Below are 24381 nucleotides of genomic sequence, written 5' to 3'. Positions count from 1 at the left end.
GGGCGGGGTTGCGCCCAAAGACCGCTCCGGGGAAGGCGGCAGGGGTTTACGCGAACTCGCCGCCGAGCTTTTCCGCAACAGACCGCAAATCATCTTCAGCAGTATAACTTACCGTCACCTTGCCCTTTTCTGTCGATCCGGAAATCTTGACCGTAAGCCCCAACAAATCAGAAAGCTGGGCCTGGAGAGACTCCAGACGCGGGTCCAGGGGCTTGGGCTCCGGTTTGGCTTCCGAAGGGGAGGCGGGGGTGCCGATTTCGTCCGCGCCGGGCAGCCGCTTGTTCTGCTTGAAGAAGGACGCCTGGGCTTCGGCCTGGCGCACGGTGAGCCCGTTTTCGGCGATGCGGCGGTGCAGCTCGGCCTGCGGTTCGGCATCAACAATCGCCATGATCGCCCGGCCATGCCCCGCGCTCAGGACGCCCTGCTGGATGTCCGCCTGAACCGGGGCGGGCAGGTTGAGCAGCCGCAGGGCATTGGCCACCGCGGAGCGGCTCTTGCCCACCTGGCGGCCCAGTTCATCCTGGCTCAGGCCGAACTCCTGCTGCAACCGCTGGTAGCCGAGCGCCTCCTCAATGGCGTTCAGGTCCTCGCGTTGCAGGTTCTCGATCAGGGCGATGGCCAGGCTTTCCTGGTCGGTCATCTCCCTGACCAGGGAGGGGATTTCGGTCAGCCCGGCCAGCTTGGAAGCGCGCAGCCGCCGCTCGCCCGCCACCAACTCGAAGTTCCGGCCCCCCAGAGGGCGGACCAGGATCGGCTGGAGCACGCCGCGCGTGCCTATGGAGGCGGCCAGGTCGTTCAGCCCCTCCTCGGAAAACTCGCGCCGGGGCTGGTGCGGGTTGGGGGAGATGGAATCCACCGGAATCTGGAGTACCTCTGCAGCGTCGGAAGTGATCTTCTCGTCTTCGCGCACGCCGCCGAGCAGCGCATCCAACCCTCGTCCAAGTCCCCTGTTACCTAATGCCATATAAGACGCTCCTCGCGCTTGAAATTTCATCCTTGCCCTAAAAGGCCGTAGTGCCTATAACGCCCCGAAGCATATCCTAACCCCGGAGCACACATGTCTGACCACATCACCGAACTCTTCGACAAAGACGGCAACCTCATCGGAGCCCTGCTCACGGCCCCGGCCTGGACCGCTGTTCGCGATCAGGTCATGAACTGCCTGGGCATCCGGGACACCCCGGCCGAGGCCGAAAAGCCCGAGCCGCTGGCCGACTGGGAAACCCTGCAGCAGTACTGGGATTTTCCCTATCCGGTGGACACCGACGTGGCCTGCGAGCACTGCGGCAACAGCACCGAAGACTGGGCCGCGGACGATCCTCGCAAATTCCGCCTGACCAGCGCCAACCTGGCCGGTCTCGTCTCCTTCAAGTGCATGAGCTGCCGGGCCAAGGTGGTCAAGAAGCACTTCAAGGACAAGATCTCCACCGAATGCACCCCCTTCATCGAGGCCAAGAACGCCTCCAAGGAAGGGCGGTACTGATAATCAGCCGACCGAGCCGCCGCTCCCATCCGGGACGGCGGCTTTTCTTCAAAGACCAGCCTAGCCGTGCACCGTGGAGCTGCGCTCCACTTCCTGGGCCAGGGCGAGATACGCCTCGGCGCCCCTCGACTTGATATCGTAATCGATCACCGGCTTGCCGAAGCTCGGCGCCTCGGACAAGCGCACGTTTCGCGGAATGATCGTCTCGAACAGGTGCTGCGGAAAGGCCTTGCGCACCTCATTCTTCACCTGCCAGGACAGCCTGTTTCTGGAATCGTACATGGTCAGGACCACGCCCAGGATATCGAGACCGGGATTGAGCCGCTTGCGCACCAGTTCGTAGGTCATGAGCAACTGCGCGATGCCCTCCAATGCGTAATACTCGCACTGCAACGGGACCAGCAGTTCCGTAGCGGCGCACAGGGCATTGACGGTCAGAAGCCCCAGGGAAGGGGGGCAGTCGATGAGGATGAAATCGTATTCATTGTCCACCTGATCGACCAGATCACGCACGTAATATTCGCGCCCGAACTTGTCCACCAGTTCGATTTCGGCACCCACCAGATCCTGTGTTCCCGGCAGGATGTCCAGGAAGGGGATTCCGGTGTGGTAAATGGCCTTGTGAATCTTCTTGGGATCGAACAGGACGGTGTAGACATTTTCCCGCTTGTCGCCGGGGTAGTAACCCAACCCGCTGGAGGCGTTGCCCTGGGGATCGCAGTCCACCAGCAGCACTTTTTTTTCCATTACGGCCAGGGACGCCGCCAGATTGATGGCGGTCGTGGTTTTGCCGACCCCGCCTTTCTGATTCGCAATCACGATTTTTCTCGCCACAGGCCCCTCGCTTTCAAGCTCATTTTGGTGCGTTCGAGATTCCGTCGCCTGTTTCACGTGAAACAATCAGCCTCGAAAGGGGGGTGTTTCACGTGAAACAATGTCCACTGTCTGCTTTGAATGTCGTAGGCTGAAAGAAAAACAAACGCAAGCGGCACTGCGTGAAAATGGAGTAAAAAAAAGGGGTGGCTCTCGCCACCCCTTGCTCACGAAATCATCGCAGTGATCAGCCGTAATATTCCTGGTACCACTCGATGAAGTTGCGGATGCCGACCTCGATAGTGGTGTCGGGCTTGAAGCCGACGTCTGCCTGGAGGTCGGACACGTCCGCCTCGGTGGCGGGAACATCGCCGGCCTGCATGGGCATGTAGTTGTAGATGGCCTTTTTGCCGACCACTTCCTCGATCACCTCGATGTAGCGGGACAGCTCGACCACGGAATTGTTGCCGATGTTGTAGACCCGGAAGGGCACCGAGCTGGTGCACGGGTCCGGCTTGTCGCCGTCCCAGTTCGGGTTCGGGGCGGCGGTGTTCTTCAGCACTCGGACCACGCCTTCGACGATGTCGTCGATGTAGGTAAAATCACGGCGCATCTTGCCGTAGTTGAAGACGTTGATGGGCTTGCCCTCGATGATGTTCTTGGTGAACAGGAACAGCGCCATGTCCGGGCGGCCCCACGGCCCATAGACCGTAAAGAAGCGCAACCCGGTGGTGGGCAGGTCGTAGAGGCTCGAGTAGGAGTGGGCCATCATTTCGTTGGCCTTCTTGGTGGCCGCATACAGGCTCATGGGATGATCAACGCCCTCGTGCGGATTCAGCGGCATCTTGGTGTTCAGGCCGTACACCGAGGAACTGGAGGCATAGACCAGGTGCTCCACGCCATTGTGGCGGCAACCTTCGAGAATATTGAGAAATCCGACTACGTTGGAGTCGATGTAGGATTTGGGGTTCTCGATGGAGTAGCGCACGCCCGCCTGGGCGGCCAGGTTGACCACATGGCTGAACTTCTCGGCGGCAAACAGCTCCTTCATGGGCTGATCGTCCTGCAGCGAGATGTTCACATGCTTGAAAAGGGGAGACTCCTCAAGAATCTTGAGCCGCGCCTTCTTGAGGTTCACGTCGTAGTAGTCGTTCAAGTTGTCGAGGCCGACGACCTCGTGGCCCTCGGCGGTCAGCCGCCGGGAAAGGTGGAATCCGATGAAGCCTGCGGCTCCGGTCACAAGTATCTTCATATGTAATGTCCTTGTCCCTGGTTTGTTGTCAGGTCACTCTCGTGTAGGGAAGCGGCATGGTACATCCTGTTCGATTTCAGTCAAGGAATGGATGCCGCACACAGCTCATACTCCACACCATGCCTCAAGGGCAAGTTTGCCATTTGCACCCGCATGCACCACCAGCTCCAAAAAACGGCCGATGTGTACACTTCATGTGGCCTATTCCGTGCTCAGCCGCCGGGTCCGCCCTGTGGGGAGCCCGGAAACCGTTGGTATCCGTGCGTTTGCGGGGGCTTCGCTCGAAATTGTGCGCATTCGCGATTTTTCGGGAATTTTGGGCACGGGTGGGAGCCGGACGATAAAATGCGCCACAAGTCGATTTTGAGCGAAATTCGGGGAATACGAAAAAAACGTGGATCACAGACGGATGTTGGCCACGGAATCCACGGCCATCTGCTGCTCGTGGGGGAGCAGACCCACCAGCTGGCCGATGGGAGGCAGCTTGTGGACGATGACGTTTTCCAGCAGATGGGTGGTGGTGCCCGGGTCGGCGTCGGGCAGGATGACGCGCAACGCCTCGTCGCCGAAACAGATGACGTGCGGGGCGTGCCAGAGTTCCCACCCGCGCCAGAAAAGGGCGGTGTCCGGCTGAAGCGTGCCGTTTACCAGGGCGGCCACCGGCCAGAAGTTGATGGTCCCGGGGGGCCATTTCAAATGGGCCTGGAGATTCTTGAGCACGGCGCGGCGGCGGGGGTCGGACTGACCGCCAAGGTCGAGCCCCAGCTCCATGTAGGTCATGACCACCCGGGCGTCGGGCTTGGTGAACCGCAGGAAGGAATTCCACGGTTCGGGAAAATTCGCGCCCGAGGGAGCCTGTTGCGCGCGGGGGGCGGTGCGGGCCGTGCCTGTACTTGCGGTTCTCGCGCCTGCGGAGCGGGTCGCCCGGGCGCGGACGGTGCCGAGGGTGCGGCGGGTTGAACGGGATGGGCGGCAGGCGAGGCCGACGACCGCGTTAGATCGCCGTCACGCTCCTCGACGACCAGGCCGCCGGGAGCGTAGACGAACTCCAGTCCGGACTCGATCCAGGGTCTCAGGTTCTCGCGGACGTTCAGTCGAGCAGAAGGTGATCCCATAATCTCCACGCCACTTCGGTCTTGGGCAGTTGCGGCCATTGTTCCTTGCGGCCCTTGCTGTCGAGCACAAACATCTCGTTGGTGGCGACGCCGAAGCCGCTGCCTGCGCGCGAAATGTCGTTGGCCGCGATGAGGTCCAGGTTCTTGGTCTCGAGCTTGCGGGCCGCCTCTTCGCGCAGGTTGCCGGTCTCGGCGGCGAAGCCCATGAGCTTCTGTCCCTCGCGCTTGCTCTGGCCGAGGGTTTTGAGGATATCCGGGTTGGTCTCGAACTCCACGGTGATGCCGGAACCCGCCGAGGTATTCTTCTTGAACTTGGTCTCACCAAAGGGAACGGGCCGGTAGTCGGCCACGGCGGCGGTCAGGCAGCCCATGTCCATATCCGGCCACAGGTCGGTGCACGCCTCATACATCTGGCGGGCGCTCCGGACCGGGACCACGCCCATGTCGCAGGGAAAGGTCAGCGCGGTGGGTCCGGCGACCACGGTCACGTCGGCCCCGCGCAGATAGGCGGCCATGGCCATGCACGCGCCCATGGTGCCGCTGGACGGATTGGACCAGAACCGGACCGCGTCCCATTGCTCGCGCGTGGGGCCGAGGGTGATCAGCACCTTGCGTCCCTCCAGGTCCTTGGGCGCGAGCGCGCGCAGGGTCTGGATCAGAATCTCGTCCACGGGTGCAAGCCGCCCGGAGCCGACGTCGCCGCAGGCCACGGACCCGGAGTCGGGGCTGATGCGGATATACCCGAGGTCGCCGAGCATGTCCCAGTTGCGCCGGGTGGCGGGGGCCTCCCACATGCGCGGATTCATGGCCGGAGCCACGAGCTTGGGACCGGGGAATGCGAGGGCCTGGCAGGAGAGCATGTCGTCCGCCAGCCCGTGGGCGAGACGCGCGATGGTCGATGCGGTGGCGGGCGCGATGACCATGACGTCCGCGACCTGGCCCGGTTCCAGATGGCCGAAGGCGGTGTCCGCGTCCGGGGTGGCCGCGAACATGGCGGAGTACACCGGGGACGCGCCCAGGGCCTCGAAGGAGAGGGGCTGCACGAAACGGCAGGCGGAATCGGTCAGCGTCGCCGAGACCATGCAATCGGCCTGGAGCAGGGAGCGCAACAGGTCGATGGCCTTGAACGCGGCGATGGAGCCGGTCACGCCCAGATGGACGCGCTTGCCCATGAAACCGGCAAACCCGTAATGCGGCTGCATGGAGCTACTTGCCCTTGAGCTCGCCGTCCTTGACCTCTACCGCGAAGATGGTGGTGGTCGAAGTGGCGAAGCTGTCGTTGATCTGGATCACGCAGCTCTTGTTGAACTTCTCGAAGTTCAGCACGTGGACCGTGGCTGCCTTGTTGTTGGAGACGAGCTTCCAGTTGTCCTTGGCCATGTTGTTCAGGAAGTACTGGACCAGTTCGAGGATCTCGACGCGGCCCTTGAACTTCATGATGGCGGCCCGGAACTTGGTGTTGTCGAGCTTGTAGGACTCGTCGTTGATATAGCTGATCTCCTTGGGGATCATGATGTCGTCGAAATCGAGGTAATAGTCCGGTTCCTGATACTGTGTCTCGGCGGTCTGGCCCGCGCCGTCGCCGCTGGGCGCGGGACTGGTCCGGGTCGCGTTACAGGCGGCCAGGAGACCGACGAGCAGAAGCGGAAGAAGGGTTTTGATGAATGTACGCATGATTGTCTCCCTAGACCGTATCGCGCGGATACGGGAATTTTGGTTCTTCTTCAGGACGCGGACTCCTTGAGCCGGTCGATCTTGTCCTGGAGGTATTTTTCCATCTCCCGCCTGTCCTTGCGAAGGCGCACCAGCTCGCTCTCGAGTATCTGCAGCTTGGCCTTGATGTCCGAGGTGTCGAAGGTCAGCTTCACGGCCATCTCCTCGATCTCGGCGTCCTTTGCCTCCAGCGCCCTGGTCTGCTCCACGATGTCCGCGGGCAGGGCCAGGAGGTCGGAGGCGGGCAGCTGCTTGATCCGCTTCTGGCTGCGGGCCAGGAGGACGAACGCGGTCTTGAGCTTGCGGATGTCCTCCTGCTGGCTGTCGATGATCGCCTTCTGGTTGGCGATGACCTCCATGCATCCCGCCACACGGGAGAGTACGTCGTTGAAGGTGGACGCCATGTCGGCGAACCCTTCCACGGGCGCTGAAGCCGGGCGGTGCTCCACGTCGATGGTCCGGGGAAATTCGCTGTGCAGCCGCTCCTCGATCTCGCTGGTGACGAAACCCTCGCCGTACAATCGCGAGATGCGCTCGAAGACGACCACGGAATCTTCCGGATACTTGGTGACGCGACCGATCTTGCGGCCCCCCAGGAAGTCCTTGAACAGGGCTGCGTACCGGCGGGCGGTCGGCGCGGGGATGCGGGTGAGTTTGGCTATCTCAGCCACGGAAAGCCAATTCATGTACATGGAATACCATGAATACCGCCAATATCAAGCCCCTTGCATAAAATACGGTCGCAGGGGCATAGCTGACTGATTTAATTAGAAAAGAAAAAGATTCCGTTGAAATTCCAGGTGTTGTAGAACAGGGGTCTCAGCACGAACCGGACATATATTTATGGAAATACCCGAGGATTACAGACTCTCCAGCTACGACTACGACCTGCCCGAGGATCGCATCGCCCAGGAACCCGCCGAAAAACGCGACGGTTCCCGGCTGCTGGTGCTCGACCGCAAGGCCGGGACCAGGACGCCCGTCCCCTTTGCCGATCTGCTCGACCACCTGCCGGACAACTGCCTGTTGGTGGCCAACAACTCGCGCGTCATCCCGGCTCGCGTCTTCGGCACCAAGCCCACGGGCGGCCAGGTGGAGTTCCTGCTGCTCACGCCCCTGCCGCTCATCGAACCGGCGGAGAAGGGGGGTTGGTTCTCGGCCCGGGCCGAGGGGCTGCTGCGCGCCTCCAAGGGGCCGAAACCGGGGACCACGGTCTCCTTTGCCGACGACTTCTCCCTGATCGCGCTGGAGCCGGGCGAGTTCGGGCGCTGGAAGGTCGAGCTGCGCTGGCGGGGCGACCTCAAGACGCTTTTCGACACCCTGGGCCATCTGCCGCTGCCGCCGTACATCAAGCGCCCGGATGGGGCCGCCGACCGCGAGCGGTACCAGACCACCTATTCCGACAAATCCAAGACCGGGTCCGTGGCCGCGCCCACCGCCGGGCTGCACTTCACGCCCGAGCTGCGCAAGCGGATCGCGGACAAGGGCATCGAATGGGCCGAGGTCACGCTCTACGTGGGCTACGGCACCTTCAGCCCGGTGCGCTGCCCGGACATCCGCGACCACCGCATGCACGCGGAATACATCGAGGTCCCGGTCCATACGGCCGAGGCCGTGCTGCGGGCCAAGGCCGAGGGACGGCCCGTCATCGCCGTGGGCACCACCAGCGCGCGGACTCTGGAGGGCATGGTCCGCGAGGCCGGGGAAATCCGCGAATTCCGTGGGGAAACAGACATTTTCATATCGCCGGGCTATACTTTCAAGGTGATCGACGGTATTCTGACGAACTTCCATTTGCCAGAATCGTCGCTCATCATTATGATCTCGGCTCTTGCTGGCAGAAACACCATTCTGGATGCATACGCCCTCGCCCTGGAACAGGGGTTCCGCTTCTTTTCCTACGGCGACGCCATGCTCATCCTTTGAAATTGGCTAACCTCTAACCATTTCAAACGAACTGGAGCAATTCATGTCTCGAATCGAGGTCCAGGAAGACCGGTGCAAGGGGTGCCTGCTCTGTACCACCGTCTGTCCCGTCGACATCATCGTCCAGTCTGACCGGTTCAACGTCAGCGGCTACAAGGTCGCCGAGGTTCCCGAGGCCGACAAGGACAAATGTACCGGCTGCGCATCCTGCGCCCAGATCTGCCCGGACGTGGCGATCAAAGTGTACAGGACCCCAAAGAAGAAAGAGGGGAAGTAGCATGAGCAAGAAACCGGAACGTATTTTCGTCAAGGGCAACGAGGCCATCGCGCGCGGCGCACTGGCCGCCAAGTGCAAGTGCTTCTTCGGCTACCCGATCACCCCGCAGAACGACATCCCCGAATTCATGTCCTCCGAGATGATCAAGGCCGGCGGCGACTTCGTCCAGGCCGAATCCGAAGTGGCCGCCGCCAACATGCTGCTCGGCGCAGGCGCCGCCGGCGTGCGCGCCATGACCTCTTCCTCCTCGCCCGGCATGTCCCTGAAGCAGGAAGCCATCTCCTACATGGCGGGATCCGAAATCCCCGCCGTGGTCGTGAACATGAACCGCGGCGGCCCGGGCCTGGGTGACATCGGCCCGGCGCAGGGCGACTACTACCAGTCCACCCGGGGCGGCGGACACGGCGACTACCGCCACTTCACCCTGGGACCCGGCACCGTGCAGGAGGCCTACGATCTGACCATCCGCGCCTTTGACATCGCCTTCAAGCACCGCACCCCGGTGCTCATCCTCGGCGACGCCATCCTCGGCCAGATGAAGGAACCGATCACCCCCTGGACCCCGGAAAACGTGGACGAGGAAGGGGGCCGCGACTGGGCCATCACCGGCCGCGACAACGGCCGTGAAAAGCGCCTCATCAAGTCCCTGTTCCTGGAAGAGGGTGCCCTTGCGGGCCAGAACCAGCACCTCCAGGCCAAATACGACTCCTGGAAGGACCTGGCCGAGGCCGAGCAGTTCGAAACCGAGGACGCGGACCTCATCGTCTGCGCCTACGGCTCCATCGGCCGCATCGCCAAGTCCGCTGTGCGCAAGTTCCGCGCCGAGGGCAAGAAGGTCGGCCTGTTCCGGCCCATCACCCTGTACCCGTTCCCGTCCGACGACCTCCTGGCCCTGGCCAAGCAGGGCAAGCGGTTCCTGACCATCGAACACAACCTCGGCCAGATGGTCGACGACGTGCGCCTGGCCATCCGGACCGTGGCGGACTCCGACTTCTACGCCATCTACCCCGGCAACCTGCCCACCCCGGACGAACTCGAGGAGCCGATCCTCAACTGCCTGGAGGGTAAATAAATGTCCGAAATGAATGAAAAACTTGTCTTTGACCGGCCCGAGAGCGTCATCGACCGGGCGACCCACTACTGCCCGGGCTGCCACCACGGCATCGCCCACCGGCTCATCGGCGAGCTGCTCGACGAGATGAACCTGGCCGAGAAGACTCTCATGACCACCTCCATCGGCTGCTCGGTCTTCCTCTACAACTATCTGAACGTGGACGCCGTCGAAGCGCCCCACGGCCGCGCCCCGGCGGTGGCCACCGGCGTCAAGCGCTCTCGGCCCGACCACTTCGTCTTCACCTACCAGGGCGACGGCGACCTGGCCTCCATCGGCATGGCCGAGATCATGCACGCCGCCAACCGCGGCGAGAAGATGTGCGTGGTCTTCGTCAACAACACCGTGTACGGCATGACCGGCGGCCAGATGGCCCCGACCACCCTCATCGGCCAGCGCACGACCACCACCCCGGCCGGCCGCTGCCAGACCCACGAGGGCGCGCCCATCCGCATGACCGAGATCATCGCCTCCCTGGGCGGCGTGGCCTTTGCCGCGCGCGGTGCGCTCAACACCGTGGCCAACATCAAGAAGGCCAAGAAATACCTGAAAAAGGCCTTCGAGTTCCAGCTGAACAACACCGGCTTCGGGTTCGTGGAGCTGCTCTCCGGCTGCCCCACCAACTGGAAGATGACCCCGCTGGCGGCCAACGAGCGGATCACCAATGAAATGATCCCGTACTTCCCGCTGGGCGTCTACAAGGACGTGTCCGAGGAAGGAGGTGTCTGCTAATGCGCTACATCGACTCCATCATCGCCGGATTCGGCGGCCAGGGCGTCATGCTCATCGGCAACCTGCTGGCCTACGCGGGCATGAAGGACGGCCTGAACGTCACCTACATCCCGGTCTACGGCCCGGAGATGCGCGGCGGCACCGCCAACTGCACGGTGGTGCTCTCCGAAGAAGACATCGGCTCGCCCATCATCCACCGGCCCAAATCCCTCATCGCCATGAACCGCCCGTCGCTCGACAAGTTCCAGCCGCGCGTGGTGGACGGCGGCATCCACATCATCAACTCCTCGCTCATCGACATGGAGCTGGCCGATACGGACCGCCTCAAGTGCTACGGGGTTCCCTGCAACGAGATCGCCGACGAGCTGGGCAATACCCGCATGGCCAACATGGTCGCCATCGGCGCCTTCGTCCAGGCCTCCGGGATCATCTCCCTGGATGCCGTCATCGGGTCCCTCGAAAACGTCATCTCCCCGCACTACCACAAGCTCATCCCGGCCAATACCAAGGCCATCGAAGCCGGCGCCAAACACGTCGCCTAGTCGCGGGATAGGCACCAATAAAAGGGTCCTGTCAGCTGACGCTGACAGGACCCTTTTTTGATGCCCCCAGCCCCCCATCCCCACCTTTTCCCAAACTTTTTGGAGCCGCTTCGCGGGGTGGGTTGAGGATGGTTTGGCAATTCGGACAATTCGTTCAAAGAGTGCGCACAATGGGCATGAAAAAAGGCCTGTCCCCTAACAGAAACAGACCTTGAAACACAGGCCCCGCACGCACTTGCCGAAGGCACACAAAAAGTTTGGAAAGGGGGTCCAGGGGGGAAACTTTTCAAAAGTTTCCCCCCTGGCCGCCGGAGGCATTCTTCTTAATAACTCGGGATGTCGTCCTGTTTTTCGGTCAGGAGGAAATCTCCCTTGAGTATCCATTCCTTGAGTTTGTCGGCCACTTCCAGGGACATGGTGTAGGACGTAACCGGGACGGTGGCGGTTTTCTTGCCGTTGACGGTGACCTCGCCGGACTTGAGCTCCGCGAAGGTCACGCGGGCCAGTTCGCGGGGGATGCCGTTGGGGTAGTCGTATCCGTAGTCCTTGACCGGCATGGTGATGTCCTCGTCGCTGACGCCGGTGAACCAGGCGATCTCCTCGTTGAGGATGGGGATGGGGATGCCCACGCCGAGCGCCAGGGACGGGCCGTAGCCCACCAGGGACTGGGCGCGCACGTAGCGGACGTCCATCTTCTTGAAATCGCCCTTGAGCATGAGCGTGCCGGACCCGTTCTCCGGGATGCCGCGCTCGTTGCGCTTGGGTTTCTGCACGTGCTGGGTGCCTTCGCCGATGACGTAGCCGATGCCGCCGCCCAGGAAGATGCGCGTCCCCATGCCGATGGTCTTGAAGTAGGGATCGTTGAAGGCGGGGGAGAGCTGCCCGGCGGTGGCGAAGTTGACGTTGGAGCAGTTGGCCTTGAGCGGTCCCATGTAGGTATAGATGGTGCGGCTGGTCAGGTTCACGGCCGCGTTGTAGTTCTGGTAGCAGTTGCGCGGATTGAGCATCACGGCGTTGGGCAGGTCAGCCAGGGTGATGTCCTTGTCCAGCTCGCGCCGGGGGTAGCAGTCCGTGCCGTAGGCCTCGGCCCGCAGGTGCACGGCCTTGCCGCGCAGCAGGTCCTCCATGACATGCGCTCCGCCGTACGCGAAGCGGCCGGGGTGGACCTTGTTCAGGGGATCGTCCTCGGACGGCTCGGTGGCGCCGATATAGGCGTCCACGGCGGCAATGCCGCAGTAGCAGGGCACGTTGTTCAGCCAGAGCTTGGAGACCTTCATCACCGGCGGTTGCTGGCCGATGTTGAAGAGCAGCCCCGAGGAGCACATGGGCGAGAAGGTGCCGGTGGTGACCACGTCGACCTGTTCGGCGGCCCGGACCTTGCCTTCGCGGCGCACGATCTCGATCATCTCCTCGGCGTTGACCACCACGGCCTTGCCCTTGCGGATGCGTTCGTTGATCTCGCCTACCGTCTTGTTCACTTTGAAATCTGCCATTCCTATCTGCCTCCGCCCCCGGCGGACAGATCCGCGGGGGTGTTGTTCCATTCTCGAAGTCCACCACTTGTAATCCAATTTCGCGCGAAGGAAAACAGGCTTGTTTTCCTCGTGCCGGACCGGCTGTGAAAAACTCTCCCGAAAGAGGAAAACTTTCCGTTTCAGGCATGTTTTCAACAACTGCGGCGCGCGTCTGGGAAAAACCCGCTTGCGCGCTCGGCAGGGCGGAAAATTTGGCGGAAATGCTTGGCTTTGGGGCCATTTTGGGGTATAGAATCACATGAATTTCGGGAGTTTTTTTAGACTGCGAAATTGATTTTTTAAACACTGTAAATTCAATCAGTTGGGATTATCCAAATCACACCGTGAAAGAATCATTTCGCCAACACCTGCTCCAGACCTGCACGGATGAGGAACTCAAGCGCTGGTTCGACCCGCTGACGTTCGATTATTCCGATGACAACAAGCGGCTGACCGTGGGTTTTCCCCATGCGTTTTTTGCCAAATGGTTCGAGTCGGACATCCAGGACAAGTTCGAGGCCCAGCTGAACATGTTCCTCGGAAACGGCTATCTGGTGAGCTACAAGGACACCGAGACCCCGGAACGTTCCAAGGGTGTCCAGGTGGCCGACGTGGTCAAGCGCATCGATTTTCCCTTTGGCCAGGAATTCACCTTCGAGACCTTTCTGATCAACAAGAAGAACTATTTTCCCATCGCCTCGGCCAAAGAGGTGGCCAAGCAGTCCGGTTCCCTGTTCAATCCGTTCATCATCTGCGGGCCGGGCGGGTCGGGCAAGACCCACCTGCTCAAGTCCGTGGCCAACGAGATCAGCAAGAAGCACGACTACTCGACCATATTCATCGGCTCCCTGGATGAGCTCAACTCCCTGTACTCCATCCGCTTCAAGGGCGACCCGTTCAAGGCGCGAAACTACCTGTTCGAATATGAATTCCTGTTTATCGACGACTTCCACAAGATCAAGGAACACCCCCATTTCCAGCAGGAACTGGTCAATATCTTCAACCACTTCTACGACAACAAGAAGCAGATGGTCCTGGCCTGCCGGGAAAAGGTCACCAGCTACGACTTCCTGGACGACAACCTCCAGTCCCGCCTGGGCTGGGGATTGATCGTCACCCTGAAGGAGCCGGACCTGGAGATCAGGGTGGGGTACATCCAGCGCCAGGCGCGCGCCAAGCGGCTCTCCCTGAACAAGGAGCAGATCCTGACCCTGGCCCAGCGGTTCACCGACTTCCGCTATCTCCAGGGCATCCTGCTCAAGCTGTTCGCCTTCAAGGAGCTGGTCAAACAGGACCTCTCCCAGAAGGATTTCGAACACATCCTGGCCAACACCGAGGAAAAGACCACCGACGATCTGACGCCCAAGAAGATCCTCAGCGTGGTGGCCGAGCATTTCAGCGTCCACGTCAAGGACCTGACCGGCACCAAGCGGCACCAGCACATCGCCCACGCCCGCCAGGTGGCCATGTACCTGTGCCGCCAGATGCTGAACACGTCCTACCCGGCCCTGGGTCGCGCCTTCGGCGGCAAGGACCACTCCACGGTCCTGTACTCGGTCAAAAAAATCGATCAATTACAAGAAGATGACTTCGAACTGAAACAACTGTTGAAAACGTTGAAGAATAAATGTCGCATGTCGTGATCCAAGTCGAATCCAGGTACTTTTGGCATATCCCGTTCGCAACTCGTGACAATGGGTGTGCTTTAAAAAATGAATAAAACCAGGTTCTTAGGTTAGAAAGGAACAAAGGAACCGAGGTAATAAATCTCAATCAAGGAGATATTTTTTATGTTTCTGAAAGTGAACAGAGATGAAATCATTGAAGGACTCCAGAAGTCGGCGAACATCATCCCGGCCAAAACGGGCGCCGCCTTCCTCCGGACCATCTGGCTGCAGTGCGAGAACGGGAGCCTCAATGTCATGAGCACGGATTCCAACCTGGAATTCATGGGCTCCTATCCGGCGGCCCTGGAGGGCGAGGGATTGGCAGGCGTGCAGGGCAGGGCGTTCTATGACCTGGTCAAGCAGCTCAGGTCCGACCAGGGCGAGCTGACCATCCGCACGGACGAAGCCAACCAGAACGTGCTGGTGGAGCAGAAGGCCCGCAAGTACAAGTTCCCGGTGAACGACCCCGAGTGGTTCCAGAAGTTCTCCACCTTCCCGGAGGACAACACGGTCTACTGGTCCGGCGACTTCCTGCATGAAATCATCGAGAAGATTTCCTTCTGCATCTCCGACGAGGACTCCATGGAGGCCATCGCCTGCATCTACTTCGTCCCCCGCGAGAAGGACGGCGTGAACACCGTGGAGGTCTGCGGCCTGAACGGCCACCAGTTCGCCATGCTCAACTTCGTCAACGACGACATCCACTCCATGCTTCCCGAAGAGGGCGTGCTGATCCAGAAGAAGTACCTCGCCGAACTGAAGAAATGGCTCACCGCCGACGAGATCGAGCTGGCCATCTCCAACAAGCGGCTCTTCTTCCGCACCGGCGACAAGCGCGAGACCTTCACCCTGCCGCTGTCCTACTACCAGTATCCCAACTACAACAATTTCCTGTCCCGGCTGAACGACGACAACGTCTCCACCCTTGAGGTCAACCGCCTCGACCTGGTGGACGCGCTCTCCCGCGTGGCCCTGTTCAACACCGACTCCAACCGCTGCGCCTACTTCACCTTCGGCGAGGGCGAGGTGACGATCTCGGCCCAGGGCCAGGAGACGGGCACGGCCCGGGAGTCCATTGACGCCGGGTTCTCCGGCGACATGGCGCGCATCGCCTTCCCCACCCGGAACCTGATCGAGATCCTGAACCACTTCAACTCCGCCACCGTGAAGTTCACCCTGACCGGCACCGAGGCCCCGTGCGGGGTGACCGGTCCCGACGACAAGGACTACCAGGTCATCGTCATGCCGATGATGATCCAGGAAGAGACCTACTATACCGAGGAAAACGCATAAATGAGCGAAAAGAAGTACACAGCCGAGTCCATTACGGTACTCGAGGGACTCGAGGCCGTTCGAAAACGGCCCGCCATGTATATCGGGTCCACGGACATCCGTGGCCTGCACCATCTGGTCTACGAGGTCATCGACAACTCCATCGACGAGGCCATGGCCGGGTATTGCGACAAGATCAAGGTCACCCTGCACATGGACAACTCCTGCACGGTCACCGACAACGGCCGCGGCATCCCGGTTGAGATCCACCCCAAGGAAGGCATTCCGGCGGTCCAGCTGGCCATGACCACCCTGCATGCGGGCGGCAAGTTCGACAACGACTCCTACAAGGTGTCCGGCGGCCTGCACGGCGTGGGTGTGTCCTGCGTCAACGCCCTGTCCGAGTTCATGGAGACCACGGTCAAGCGCGACGGCAAGACCTACCGCATGAAGTTCGAGCGCGGCCACGTGACCAAGGAGCTGGAGGAGATCGGCCCGGCCGATTCCACCGGCACCAGCCAGCGGTTCCGGCCCGACGAGGAAATCTTCGAGGTCAACCAGTTCGAATACGATGTGCTGCGCAAGCGGTTCAAGGAGCTGGCCTACCTCAACTCCGGTCTTGAGATCGAGTTCCGCGACGAGCGCAACCCCGAGGCCAAGCCCGAGGTGTTCAAGTTCGAGGGCGGCATCAAGCAGTACGTCAAGGACATCAACTCGAACCTGACCACCATCGGCGAGATCGTCTACGGCGAGGGCGAGTCCGAGAACATGATCGTGGAGTTCGCCCTGCAGTATACGGCGAGCTACAAGGAAAACACCTACACCTTCGCCAACAACATCCGGACCATCGAGGGCGGCACCCACCTGGCGGGCTACAAGACCGCGCTGACCAGGGCCATCAACAACTACGTCCAGAACGCGGACCTGCCCAAGAAGCTCATCCAGAAGCTCACCGGCGACGACGTGCGCGAAGGACTGACCTCGGTCATCTCGGTCAAGCTGCCGGACCCCCAGTTCGAAGGCCAGACCAAGACCAAGCTCGGCAACTCCGAGGCCGCCGGCCTGGTGGCGGGCGTGATCTACGAGAAGCTGAACGTCTTCTTCGAGGAGAACCCCAAGGAAGCGCGGTTCATCATCGAGAAGGTCGTGGACGCGGCCCGGGCGCGCGAGGCGGCCCGCAAGGCGCGCGACCTGGTTCGGCGCAAGGGCGCGCTGTCCGACAACGCCCTGCCGGGCAAGCTGGCGGACTGCCAGTCCAAGCGCCCCGAGGACTCCGAAATCTTCATCGTCGAGGGTGACTCCGCAGGCGGCTCGGCCAAGCAGGGCCGGGACCCCAAGATCCAGGCCATCCTTCCCCTGCGCGGCAAGATCCTGAACGTCGAGAAGACGCGCATGGACAAGATGCTCGGGAACAAGGAAATCCGGGCCATGATCACGGCCTTCGGCATCGGCATCGGCCAGGACGAGGAAAAGGACTACGACAAGCTGCGCTACCACAAGATCGTCATCATGACCGATGCCGACGTGGATGGCTCGCACATCCGCACCCTGCTGCTGACCTTCTTCTTCCGGCAGTACGAGGAGCTGATCAACCGCGGGCACATCTACATCGCGCAGCCGCCGCTCTTCCGGGCCAGCAAGGGCAAATTCGAGCGGTTCATCAAGGACGAGATCGAGCTGGACAACTTCCTGCTCGACCGCGTGGGCAGCGACCTGGCCGTGAAATCGACCACGGGCAAGGTCTTCGAGGGCGAGGATCTCATGGGAATCATGGACAAGATCCGCTTCCTGCGGACCCGGTTCAACGAAGCCGAGACCGTGGGCATCGAGCCGACCCTGTACCGGAAACTCCTCGACTACCCGGAGCGCATCTCCTTCACCTATTTCGAGGAGCACAGCCCCGAGGACTTCAAGCGCGACTTCGAGACCAACGGCTACCGCGTGGACATCGACACCGAGCACGATCAGGAGCTGGAAAAGGACCGCACCTACCTGGTGTTCGAGAACGAGAACGGCCACCGCACCCGGTTGGCCATGGAGTTCTTCTATTCCAAGCTCTACAAGACCGCCTACAAGACCTATGGCGAGCTCAAGGAGACCTTCGGCGGGTTCGAGTTCACCCTGGACCTGAAAGAGAGCGAGAAGCCCGTTTCCGGCCTTTTCGACCTGTATAACTCGGTCATCGACGAGGCCCATCGCGGCTGGTCCATCCAGCGCTACAAGGGTCTGGGCGAAATGAACCCGGAACAGCTCTGGGAAACGACCATGAACCCGGAAAACCGGATCATGCTCAAGGTGACCATCGAAGACGCGGCCGCGGCCAACGACATCTTCATGGACCTCATGGGCGACAACGTGGAACCGCGCCGGGAATTCATCGAAAAGAACGCCCTGGCCGTGCAGGATCTGGATATCTAAGTTTCGGGAGGAAGACCGGGGGAAACCTCTTGAAAGAGGTTTCCCCCGGACCCCCTTCCAGAACTTTTTATCGCCCGCCCTTGGCGGGGAAGACCGAAAATAGCGTAAGTTTTTTAAATAAATAAGAACCAACGCCGCCAGGACGTGACGGGGCTCACAGACCGAAAACCGGCGGCGACACAAAAAGTTTAGGAGATTCTCAAGAACCCTTTCCAAAGGGTTCTTGAGCCGCCGGAGGCACCCATCACGCGGACCCGGCATCCTAGGAGGCAAGTAAGGAATGAGTGATACGATCACCATCGAAAGCGAACTCAAGAAAAGCTACCTTGAGTACTCCCTGTCCGTCATCATCGGGCGCGCCATTCCGGACGTGCGCGACGGGCTCAAGCCCGTCCACCGGCGTATTCTCTACGCCATGCACGACCTGGGCAACTACCACAACCGGGCCTACAAGAAGTCCGCGCGCGTGGTCGGTGACGTCATCGGTAAATACCATCCGCACGGCGACTCCGCGGTCTATGACGCCCTGGTGCGCATGGCCCAGGACTTCTCCATGCGGGACATGCTGGTGGACGGCCAGGGTAACTTCGGCTCCATCGACGGCGACTCCGCGGCCGCCATGCGTTACACCGAAGTGCGCATGGCCCGGCTCTGCTCGGAGTTCCTCGGTGACATCGAGAAGAACACGGTCGATTTCACCCCCAACTACGACAACACCATGCAGGAACCGTCGGTCCTGCCCACCAAGGTCCCGAACCTGCTGCTTAACGGCACCACGGGCATCGCGGTCGGCATGGCCACGAACATCCCGCCCCACAACCTGGGCGAGCTGATCGACGGGTCCATCCACCTGCTGGACGATCCCGCCTGTTCCATCGAGTCGCTCATGGAGCTGGTCAAGGGACCGGACTTCCCCACGGGCGGCACGGTCTTCGGCGGCCAGGGGCTGGTGGACGCCTATACCACCGGGCGCGGCTCCATCAAGATCCGCGGCGTGGTCGAGGTCGAGGAGGCGCGCAAGGGCCACAAGGAATCCATCGTCATCCGCGAGATTCCCTACGCCCTGAACAAGTCCTCCCTGGTGGAGAAGATCGCGGCCCTGGTCCACGAGAAGAAGATCGAGGGCGTGGCCGACCTGCGCGACGAGTCCGACCGCAAGGGCATCCGCATCGTCATCGAGCTCAAGCGCGGGGCCATCGCGGACATCATCATCAATTCGCTCTACAAGTTCACGCCCCTGGAGACGAGCTTCGGCATCAACATGATGGCCGTGGTCGGCAAGCGGCCCATGCTGCTGAACCTGAAGGAAGTCCTGAACCACTTCCTGGACCACCGGCGCGAGGTCATCACCCGGCGCACCCGGTTCGATCTCGACAAGTGCGAGAAGCGCGTCCACATCCTGGAAGGGTTGCGCATCGCGCTGGACAACATCGACGAAGTGGTCAAGCTGATCCGCGCGTCCAAGTCCCCGGACGAGGCGCGCGTGGCGTTGATGACCCGGTTCGAGCTGTCCGAGATCCAGGCCAAGGCCATTCTCGACATGCGCTTGCAGAAGCTGACCGGTCTGGAGCACGACAAGCTGCTCGAAGAGCTGGCCGAGCTGATGAAGAAGATCGAATACTTCAAGTCCATCCTGGAGAACGAGGAAGTGCTGAAGAGCGTCATCCGCGAGGAGCTGCGCGAGATCAAGGAGAACTACTCCACCCCGCGCAAGTCCGAGCTGCTCAAGGCGGACCTCGATTCCATCGACATCGAGGACCTGATCCCGGACGAGGAGACGGTCATCACCCTGAGCCGCCGGGGCTACATCAAGCGCACCCCGCTGTCCAACTACACGGCGCAAAAGCGCGGCGGAAAGGGCATCGCGGGCGTGCAGACCGGCGACGGCGACTTCATCCACACCTTCATGCTGACCACCAACCATCAGCATCTGGTGCTGTTCACCAACTTCGGCAAGATGTTCAAGATCAAGGTCCACCAGGTGCCAGAGGGGTCGCGCTACGCCAAGGGCGGGCACGTCAACAACCTGCTGCCGCTGGACAAGGACGAGAACATCGCCACCTGCCTGTCCCTGCGCGAGTTCGCGGACGACCGGTTCTTCCTGTTCGTGACCCGCAAGGGCATGATCAAGCGGTCCTCCATCGGGCTGTACGGCAACTGCCGGACCACCGGCATCCGCGCCGTGAACCTGCGCGACGGCGACGAGCTGATGACCGTGCGCGAGATCGAGCCGGATGTGGATTGCATCCTGGCCAGCCGCGACGGCTCGGCCATCCGCTTCAACATCAACGACGCCCGGCCCATGGGCCGCGCCACCGCCGGCGTGAAGGGCATGGCCCTGCGGCCCAACGACGAGGTCGTGGCCTGCGTGGTCACCGGCGATACCGAGCGCGACCAGCTGCTGACCGTCTCCGAGGGCGGCTTCGGCAAGCGCACCTCCATCGACCAGTACCGGGTCCAGTCGCGCGGCGGCAAGGGCATCCTGAACATGCGCCTCACCAACAAGACCGGCATGGTCGTGGGCGCGCGCATGGTCAACGAGTCCGACGACGTGATCCTGCTGACCTCCCAGAACAAGGTCATCCGCATGTCCGTGTCCGAGGTCAGCCAGACCAGGGGCCGCGCCACCCAGGGCGTGCGCCTGGTGCGCATGGACGACGCCAACAAGGTGGTCGGGTTCGACCTTGTCATGGACGATGACGAGGATATCGCGGAGACCCAGTCCTAGGGACGCCATGCGACGCATACTGACGCTGATACTGCTGGCCGCGGCGATGTGCATCGCCGCGGCCTGCTCGTCCCCGTCGTCCCCCGGCCAGGAGGACATCGAGCGGGCGCGCGAATCCTATTCCAAGGGATTCTACCTGGAGGCCGAGAAGGACTACGAGCGGTATCTCCAGGTGGAGCCGCAGGGCAAGTTCCGCAAGGAGGCGTGGGACCGGCTGGCCGAGATCGCCGTGACCATCAAGGGCGACTTCGACCGGGCCGTGGTCCTGCTGGAGGCCATGTACCTGGAGCTGGGCGAGGACCGCGACACGGCCTGGAAGATCATGTTCCAGCTGGGCGAGGTCTATTCCGAGCTGGGCAACACCTCAAAGGCCATCGAGGCGTTCGAGAAGTGCCTGATCCACGCCCAGGGCAACCCGGATCACATCTACCGGACCCAGCTGCGCATGGCCCGGCTGTACCGGAACATGGGCAGTTACGATCTGGTGGCCGCCACCCTGGAGAACTGCGCGGACTCGGCCCGCGACAACGAGGCCAAGGCCAAATGCCTCTACGAGCTGGCCCAGAGCTACAGCTTCATCTCCAGCTGGTCCCAGGCGGTCAAGACCCTGGACTCCCTCCTGGCCCTCAAGGACGTGTCCGACGAGACGCGCGCCCTTGGGACCTTCCTGCTGGCCGACATCTATGAGAACGACCGCGAGTACGCCAAGGCCCGCGCCCTCCTGGAGTCCATCCTGACCACCTACCCGAATCCCAAGGTGGTGGAGACCAGGCTGGCCAACCTGCCCGAGGTGGAGCCGGAGCCACTGCCTCTGGTGCCGCCGCCGTCCCAGTGACCCCGCTCCTGGGAGAGAGCCGTGAAGATAGCCCTGTGCACCCCGTTCAAGCCCCTTGATCACACCACCGTTTCCGGTGACGTGACCATTGTCCGCGACCTGGCGGCGGCCCTGCGCGAACTGGGCAGCGAGGTAATCCCGCTGCCGCACTTCTCGGCCAAGGAAATCTGGAAGCACCCGTCGCGCTGGTTCCCGGCGCGGCGCGCCCTGGACCGCATGGTCGAGGCCGCGCGCGGGGCGGACCTCTGGCTGACCTACGGCTCCTATTACAAGGTCCCGGACGTGTTCGGGCCCGACGGTGCGGCCCGGCTGGACGTTCCCTATTGCCTGGTCCAGGCGAGCTACGCCCCCAAACGGGGCAAAAAGCTCGCCACCTGGCCGGGATTCCGGCTCAACAGGCGGGCCATGCTCCGGGCGGACCACCTCTTCTGCAACCGGCTCAACGACCTCCGGGGTTGCTCCTGGCTGTTGCCGTCCGATCGCTATACGCACATCCGCCCGGGCCTGCCCGCCGGATTGCTGACCCGAGACGAGGAGGGCGGCCGGCGGCTGCGCGAGTCCTGGAACACGGGCGGCGCAAAGGTCGTGGCCACGGCGGCAATGATGCGCGCCGGGGTCAAGGCCGAGGGGCTGCGCTGGGTCTTCCGGACCTGCGCGGACCTGCTCTCGCGGCGGCGCGACCTGTTCCTGGCCGTGGCCGGGGACGGCCCGCTGCGCCGGGAGCTGGAAGGGGAGGCCGGGGAGCTGCTCGGCGACCGGGTGGTCTTCACCGGGATGGTCCGGCGGGAGAAACTGGGGGAATTTTTCGCGGCCGCCGATTTCTTCGCCTTTCCGGGCTTGAAGGAGAGCGTGGGCATGGTCTATCTGGAGGCCCAGCAATGCGGGTTGCCCGTGGTGGCCACCGACGACGAGGGCGCGCCCCAGGTGGTGGCCCACGACCGCACCGGCCTGATCACCGGGGCGAACCTGGAGGCGTTCACCCAGGGGGTGGACGCCCTGGTGCGCGATCCGGGTCTGTGCGCCCGGCTGGCCAAGGCGGCCCCCGGCTATGTGGCCGAGGAGCACGACGCCCGCAGGAACTACGACAGGATGAACGAAATCATGCGCCTACTGGTGTCCCGGAGGACCCGATCATGACCACCTATTTCTGCATGCGGCACGGTCTCACCGACTGGAACCGCGACCGCCGCATCCAGGGCAACACCGATATCCCGCTCAACGAGGAGGGACGCGGCATGGCCCGCGCCTGGGCCGGGTCCCTGGCCGGGGGCGGCCTGGACTGCATCCTGACCAGCGCGCTGTCCCGCGCCCGCGAGACGGCGGCGATCATCAACGAAACGCTCGGGTTGCCGGTCTTCGAGGACCCGCGCCTCGGCGAACAGGACTGGGGCGACTGGACCGGACTGACCAAGCCGGAGCTCAAGGAGCTGCGCAAGAAGGTCGGGCGCGAGGAATACCGGGGCTTCGGCTTCCGGCCCCAAGGGGGCGAGAGCCGCGACGAGGTGCTCATGCGGGCCTGCGACGCGCTCATCGACTTCTCGGTCGCGCACCCCGGCGAGTCCGTGCTCGTGGTCACCCACAACGGGGTGCTCAAGTGTCTGACCTACGCCCTGTCCGGCCTGGAGTTCATGCCCTCGGACCCCGTCCCCTTCAAGCCGTACCGGCTGCACCGCATCGAATGCCTGGACAACGAACTCGCCCTGGGCGAACTCAATATGGAGCTGTAATGCGCATCGTCTTCTACTGCCAGCACGTGCTCGGCGTGGGCCACATGTTCCGGTCCCTGGAAATCGTCAAGGCCCTCAAGGACCACGAGATCATCCTGGTCACCGGCGGGGCCGAGGTGGATTTCGAGCCGCCAGCCAACATGACCCGCATCCAGCTGCCCGGCCTGATGATGGACGCCAAGTTCACCCGGTTCATCCCCTTGGAAGAGGGTGCCGAGGTGGACGAGGTCCTGATCCGCCGCCTGAAATTGTTCAAGGAAATCATGGCCGAATACCAGCCCGATATCTTCATGGTCGAGCTCTTCCCCTTCGGGCGCAAGAAGTTCCGGTTCGAGCTGCTGCCCATCCTGAAGAAGGTCCGCAAGGGCGAATACGGCAAGTGCCGGGCGGTCTGCTCCGTGCGCGACATCCTGGTGGAGAAGAAGGACATGCAGCGCCAGGTGGAGCGCGTCCACGGCTACCTGAACCCGAATTTCGACCACGTCCTGGTCCACTCGGACCCCAACCTGGTGCGCCTTGACGAGACCTTCCCCGGCGTGGAGGGCATCGTGCCCGAGGTCCACTACACCGGGTACGTGGCCCGCAAGCCCGACCCCGCCGGAACCGCTGCCCTGGCCGCCGAGCTGAACCTCGGCGACACCCCGCTGGTGGTCGCGTCCGTGGGCGGCGGGCACATCGGCCGCGACCTGCTGCGCGGCGTCATGGCCGCTTCCCCCGTGCTCAACGAGACCCACCCGCACCGGATGATGGTCTTTGCCGGTCCCTACGCCGAGGAGGACGAGTTCCTCCGCCTGCAGGCCGAGGCCGAAGCCCACCCGCACATCACCGTGAAGCGGTTCACCAAGCGGTTCCTGGCCTACCTCGACCTGGCCGCGCTCTCGGTTTCCCTGGGCGGCTACAACACCACCATGAACCTGCTGGCCACCAACACCTTCGGGCTCATGTACCCGTTCCTCCAGAACCGGGAGCAGAACATGCGCGCCCGGCGGATCGAGGAAAAGGGCGGCCTCAAGGTCATCACCGAGGAGGACCTCGGTCCCGAACGCCTGGTGCCGCTCATGCGCGAAGGGTTGGACCGCAAGGCCGCGCCCCTGCACCTGGACCTGGACGGGGCCGAGAACTCCGCCCGCATCCTGGAAAAGGTCTACCTAAATATGCAGACCGGTGACATGCAGGCCGGGGACTGAGCCCGGACAAATTTTTCGTCGCACTGAATCCCCGGGCGCGGTACACTCCTTCCAACCAAAGGAGTCATC

At 62.3% G+C, this 24381-nt stretch carries 22 protein-coding genes; 14 read left to right on the top strand and 8 right to left on the bottom strand.

Annotated elements, in window-relative coordinates; genetic code table 11:
- Positions 1-46: 46 nt before the first annotated feature.
- A complete protein-coding gene (locus AWY79_RS02835; protein WP_066799988.1) occupies positions 47-964 on the bottom strand; it encodes a ParB/RepB/Spo0J family partition protein in 918 nt (305 codons plus the stop codon).
- Positions 965-1057: 93 nt separating this feature from the next.
- On the opposite strand from AWY79_RS02835, the gene AWY79_RS02830 reads away from it, so the two are divergent.
- On the top strand, positions 1058-1483 hold the full coding sequence (locus tag AWY79_RS02830) for a hypothetical protein (RefSeq protein ID WP_066799985.1): 426 nt from the start codon (positions 1058-1060) through the stop codon (positions 1481-1483).
- A 60-nt stretch (positions 1484-1543) separates the two neighbouring features.
- Here AWY79_RS02830 and AWY79_RS02825 read toward each other — a convergent pair whose 3' ends face one another.
- The 6 genes from AWY79_RS02825 to AWY79_RS02800 form a co-directional block, all read right to left on the bottom strand.
- Positions 1544-2317 (bottom strand): ParA family protein, encoded by a 774-nt coding sequence (locus AWY79_RS02825; RefSeq protein ID WP_066799982.1) that lies wholly within the window; start codon positions 2315-2317, stop codon positions 1544-1546.
- A gap of 226 nt (positions 2318-2543) precedes the next feature.
- Positions 2544-3548, bottom strand: a complete 1005-nt coding sequence (locus AWY79_RS02820) for an NAD-dependent epimerase (protein ID WP_066799979.1) — start codon at positions 3546-3548, stop codon at positions 2544-2546.
- A gap of 399 nt (positions 3549-3947) precedes the next feature.
- Positions 3948-4328, bottom strand: coding sequence for a hypothetical protein (locus AWY79_RS02815; protein WP_148651017.1), 381 nt, complete (start codon positions 4326-4328; stop codon positions 3948-3950).
- Positions 4329-4638: 310 nt separating this feature from the next.
- The gene (gene coaBC / locus AWY79_RS02810; protein ID WP_066799973.1) at positions 4639-5865 is read right to left on the bottom strand and encodes a bifunctional phosphopantothenoylcysteine decarboxylase/phosphopantothenate--cysteine ligase CoaBC; all 1227 of its coding nucleotides are present in this window, start codon (positions 5863-5865) and stop codon (positions 4639-4641) included.
- A gap of 4 nt (positions 5866-5869) precedes the next feature.
- Entirely contained in the window at positions 5870-6337 is a 468-nt protein-coding gene (locus AWY79_RS02805) for a hypothetical protein (protein WP_066799970.1), read from the bottom strand.
- 50 nt (positions 6338-6387) lie between these two features.
- Positions 6388-7062, bottom strand: coding sequence for a hypothetical protein (locus AWY79_RS02800; protein WP_066806938.1), 675 nt, complete (start codon positions 7060-7062; stop codon positions 6388-6390).
- A 157-nt stretch (positions 7063-7219) separates the two neighbouring features.
- On the opposite strand from AWY79_RS02800, the gene queA reads away from it, so the two are divergent.
- Genes queA through AWY79_RS02775 form a run of 5 tightly spaced genes read left to right on the top strand, consistent with a single transcriptional unit; the run spans position 7220 to position 10964 of the window.
- Positions 7220-8302 (top strand): tRNA preQ1(34) S-adenosylmethionine ribosyltransferase-isomerase QueA, encoded by a 1083-nt coding sequence (gene queA, locus AWY79_RS02795; RefSeq protein ID WP_066799967.1) that lies wholly within the window; start codon positions 7220-7222, stop codon positions 8300-8302.
- 43 nt (positions 8303-8345) lie between these two features.
- Positions 8346-8579 (top strand): 4Fe-4S binding protein, encoded by a 234-nt coding sequence (locus AWY79_RS02790; protein ID WP_066799964.1) that lies wholly within the window; start codon positions 8346-8348, stop codon positions 8577-8579.
- A gap of 1 nt (position 8580) precedes the next feature.
- Positions 8581-9651 carry a 3-methyl-2-oxobutanoate dehydrogenase subunit VorB gene (locus AWY79_RS02785; protein ID WP_066799961.1) on the top strand — a complete coding sequence of 357 codons (1071 nt, stop codon included), beginning with the start codon at positions 8581-8583 and terminating at the stop codon, positions 9649-9651.
- Positions 9652-10422 (top strand): thiamine pyrophosphate-dependent enzyme, encoded by a 771-nt coding sequence (locus AWY79_RS02780; RefSeq protein WP_066799958.1) that lies wholly within the window; start codon positions 9652-9654, stop codon positions 10420-10422. It begins immediately after the preceding gene.
- On the top strand, positions 10422-10964 hold the full coding sequence (locus AWY79_RS02775; protein ID WP_066799955.1) for a 2-oxoacid:acceptor oxidoreductase family protein: 543 nt from the start codon (positions 10422-10424) through the stop codon (positions 10962-10964). The genes AWY79_RS02780 and AWY79_RS02775 overlap by 1 nt, the downstream gene beginning before the upstream one ends.
- A gap of 323 nt (positions 10965-11287) precedes the next feature.
- On the opposite strand, the gene AWY79_RS02770 is transcribed toward AWY79_RS02775, so the two are convergent.
- Complete coding sequence (locus AWY79_RS02770; RefSeq protein ID WP_066799951.1) at positions 11288-12457, bottom strand: homocysteine biosynthesis protein; 1170 nt, start codon at positions 12455-12457, stop codon at positions 11288-11290.
- A 365-nt stretch (positions 12458-12822) separates the two neighbouring features.
- Here AWY79_RS02770 and AWY79_RS02765 point away from each other — a divergent pair, with 365 nt between their 5' ends.
- The 8 genes from AWY79_RS02765 (at position 12823) to AWY79_RS02730 (ending at position 24312) form a co-directional block, all read left to right on the top strand.
- The gene (locus tag AWY79_RS02765; RefSeq protein ID WP_066799948.1) at positions 12823-14121 is read left to right on the top strand and encodes a DnaA ATPase domain-containing protein; all 1299 of its coding nucleotides are present in this window, start codon (positions 12823-12825) and stop codon (positions 14119-14121) included.
- A 147-nt stretch (positions 14122-14268) separates the two neighbouring features.
- Positions 14269-15438 (top strand): DNA polymerase III subunit beta, encoded by a 1170-nt coding sequence (gene dnaN / locus AWY79_RS02760; RefSeq protein WP_066799945.1) that lies wholly within the window; start codon positions 14269-14271, stop codon positions 15436-15438.
- Complete coding sequence (gyrB, locus tag AWY79_RS02755) at positions 15439-17835, top strand: DNA topoisomerase (ATP-hydrolyzing) subunit B (protein ID WP_066799942.1); 2397 nt, start codon at positions 15439-15441, stop codon at positions 17833-17835.
- Positions 17836-18115: 280 nt separating this feature from the next.
- Positions 18116-20563 (top strand): DNA gyrase subunit A, encoded by a 2448-nt coding sequence (gene gyrA / locus AWY79_RS02750; protein ID WP_066799939.1) that lies wholly within the window; start codon positions 18116-18118, stop codon positions 20561-20563.
- 7 nt (positions 20564-20570) lie between these two features.
- Entirely contained in the window at positions 20571-21398 is an 828-nt protein-coding gene (locus AWY79_RS02745; protein ID WP_066799936.1) for a tetratricopeptide repeat protein, read from the top strand.
- Between the two features lie 21 nt (positions 21399-21419).
- Positions 21420-22535, top strand: a complete 1116-nt coding sequence (locus AWY79_RS02740) for a glycosyltransferase family 4 protein (protein WP_066799933.1) — start codon at positions 21420-21422, stop codon at positions 22533-22535.
- Positions 22532-23125 carry a histidine phosphatase family protein gene (locus AWY79_RS02735; RefSeq protein ID WP_066799930.1) on the top strand — a complete coding sequence of 198 codons (594 nt, stop codon included), beginning with the start codon at positions 22532-22534 and terminating at the stop codon, positions 23123-23125. The genes AWY79_RS02740 and AWY79_RS02735 overlap by 4 nt, the downstream gene beginning before the upstream one ends.
- Positions 23125-24312, top strand: coding sequence for a glycosyltransferase family protein (locus tag AWY79_RS02730; protein ID WP_066799927.1), 1188 nt, complete (start codon positions 23125-23127; stop codon positions 24310-24312). Before AWY79_RS02735 ends, AWY79_RS02730 begins: the two co-directional genes overlap by 1 nt.
- Positions 24313-24381 lie beyond the last annotated feature (69 nt).

This window comes from Pseudodesulfovibrio indicus (assembly GCF_001563225.1).
In the GTDB taxonomy this organism is placed as follows: domain Bacteria; phylum Desulfobacterota; class Desulfovibrionia; order Desulfovibrionales; family Desulfovibrionaceae; genus Pseudodesulfovibrio; species Pseudodesulfovibrio indicus.
Note: the sequence above shows the minus strand (reverse complement) of the source record. Positions and strands in the feature narration are given on the sequence as shown.

Bases quoted from the DNA above. Each gene is read 5' to 3' on its own strand.
- dnaN (WP_066799945.1), top strand. From the start codon at position 14,269: ATGTTTCTGAAAGTGAACAGAGATGAAATCATTGAAGGACTCCAGAAG.
- gyrB (WP_066799942.1), top strand. From the start codon at position 15,439: ATGAGCGAAAAGAAGTACACAGCCGAGTCCATTACGGTACTCGAGGGA.
- queA (WP_066799967.1), top strand. From the start codon at position 7,220: ATGGAAATACCCGAGGATTACAGACTCTCCAGCTACGACTACGACCTG.
- AWY79_RS02780 (WP_066799958.1), top strand. From the start codon at position 9,652: ATGTCCGAAATGAATGAAAAACTTGTCTTTGACCGGCCCGAGAGCGTC.
- AWY79_RS02790 (WP_066799964.1), top strand. From the start codon at position 8,346: ATGTCTCGAATCGAGGTCCAGGAAGACCGGTGCAAGGGGTGCCTGCTC.
- AWY79_RS02800 (WP_066806938.1), bottom strand. From the start codon at position 7,062: ATGAATTGGCTTTCCGTGGCTGAGATAGCCAAACTCACCCGCATCCCC.
- AWY79_RS02820 (WP_066799979.1), bottom strand. From the start codon at position 3,548: ATGAAGATACTTGTGACCGGAGCCGCAGGCTTCATCGGATTCCACCTT.
- AWY79_RS02785 (WP_066799961.1), top strand. From the start codon at position 8,581: ATGAGCAAGAAACCGGAACGTATTTTCGTCAAGGGCAACGAGGCCATC.
- AWY79_RS02735 (WP_066799930.1), top strand. From the start codon at position 22,532: ATGACCACCTATTTCTGCATGCGGCACGGTCTCACCGACTGGAACCGC.
- coaBC (WP_066799973.1), bottom strand. From the start codon at position 5,865: ATGCAGCCGCATTACGGGTTTGCCGGTTTCATGGGCAAGCGCGTCCAT.
- AWY79_RS02770 (WP_066799951.1), bottom strand. From the start codon at position 12,457: ATGGCAGATTTCAAAGTGAACAAGACGGTAGGCGAGATCAACGAACGC.
- AWY79_RS02775 (WP_066799955.1), top strand. From the start codon at position 10,422: ATGCGCTACATCGACTCCATCATCGCCGGATTCGGCGGCCAGGGCGTC.
- AWY79_RS02745 (WP_066799936.1), top strand. From the start codon at position 20,571: ATGCGACGCATACTGACGCTGATACTGCTGGCCGCGGCGATGTGCATC.
- AWY79_RS02730 (WP_066799927.1), top strand. From the start codon at position 23,125: ATGCGCATCGTCTTCTACTGCCAGCACGTGCTCGGCGTGGGCCACATG.
- AWY79_RS02830 (WP_066799985.1), top strand. From the start codon at position 1,058: ATGTCTGACCACATCACCGAACTCTTCGACAAAGACGGCAACCTCATC.
- gyrA (WP_066799939.1), top strand. From the start codon at position 18,116: ATGAGTGATACGATCACCATCGAAAGCGAACTCAAGAAAAGCTACCTT.
- AWY79_RS02835 (WP_066799988.1), bottom strand. From the start codon at position 964: ATGGCATTAGGTAACAGGGGACTTGGACGAGGGTTGGATGCGCTGCTC.
- AWY79_RS02805 (WP_066799970.1), bottom strand. From the start codon at position 6,337: ATGCGTACATTCATCAAAACCCTTCTTCCGCTTCTGCTCGTCGGTCTC.
- AWY79_RS02815 (WP_148651017.1), bottom strand. From the start codon at position 4,328: ATGACCTACATGGAGCTGGGGCTCGACCTTGGCGGTCAGTCCGACCCC.